Origin of the sequence: Vibrio sp. 10N.239.311.G01, from assembly GCF_041465805.1 — a bacterium.
Classification (GTDB): domain Bacteria; phylum Pseudomonadota; class Gammaproteobacteria; order Enterobacterales; family Vibrionaceae; genus Vibrio; species Vibrio crassostreae_C.
This window is the reverse complement of the sequence record NZ_JBFSRM010000076.1, coordinates 1-1285: the sequence shown is the minus strand read 5'-3', so window position 1 is coordinate 1285 and position 1285 is coordinate 1. Positions and strand designations below refer to the sequence as shown.

Annotated in this window: 1 protein-coding gene; it reads left to right on the top strand. The window is 47.1% G+C overall.

Annotation, left to right across the window (positions count from 1 at the left end; translation table 11 throughout):
• On the top strand, nucleotides 1–1285 hold a 1285-nt coding region (locus AB6D06_RS22450; protein WP_372101489.1), incomplete at both ends, for a cadherin-like domain-containing protein.

Below are 1285 nucleotides of genomic sequence, written 5' to 3'. Positions count from 1 at the left end.
ACAACGCGTGGCACTGCAATTGACCAACTTGGTGAAGGGCAAAGCTTAACCGATACGATTACAGTCCATTCAAAAGATGGTACAACACACGATATTGTCATCACCATTCACGGCAGTAACGACAGACCTTACTGTTCATCTGAAGTGGTGCTTGCAAATGGCAGTGAAGATACACGCCAAACCTTAACCACCGCGCAACTATTAGCGAATACCGTCGATGTGGATGCCAATGACGCCGGTAAACTAACCATTGAAAACCTGCATGCTGACCATGGCTCTATTCTAAACAATGCCGATGGTACGTTTACGTTTACCCCAGAAAAAGACTACAACGGCGCGGTGCACTTTAGCTATGACGTCAAAGATGCACACGGTGGTGTAACACACACCGGCGCAACCACCAACTTAGCTGCGGTTAACGACAACCCTGATGTGACGCCTTTAACAGACAGTGTCAGTGAGGGGGCCGATAATCATCACACCCTCAATCTGCTAGTAGGTGCCACAGACAAAGACGGCGACGCTTTAAGCGTCAGTCACCTTGAATATGCCATCGATGGTCAACTTCAGGCAGGGAAAATCCCCGCAGGTATCACCTTAGATACTGATGGTCATACATTAATTGTTGATGCCACTGATCCCGCATTTAACCATTTGGCCAATGGTCAGTCGCAACAAATCGCTATCACTTATCAAGTAGAAGATGGCCATGGTGGAAGTACGCAACAAACCGCCACGCTTACGATTGCCGGGACAGATGATAAAGCCACACTGGTTTCTAATGTCATTCAGCTCACTGAAACACAAGCGCTGGATAGCGAATTTAAATCCTATAGAGGCCAGCTTCAGCTGATTGACCCTGATAGTGGCGATAACACTCAGTTTGTTTTTAGCGGTAAATATTTAGGTCAAGGGTTTGCACCTGGTTACCTTGATGTTTGGCCTAATGGCACTTATCAATTCAGATTAAATACAGGTACCAATCATCATCCGGACGATCTAATCAGTAGCCTACATGCTGGCGAGTCGATGGAGCTCCCCTACGAAGTCGAAACCACTGATGGTCAGAAGCTCACCATTATGGTGAAAGTGACCGGTGAAGATAACCAAGCAAAAATTGCAGTGACGCCCTACTCCAGCCTAAATAATCATGTTTACGAAGATCATACTTCCTTTGGCAATACCACCAATCAGCTCAGCAGTGGTGGCACGTTACAGGTCATTGACCCGGATCACGATCAAGCCGGTTTTATCGCACAAACCATCACTACCGCCGAAGGTGGTC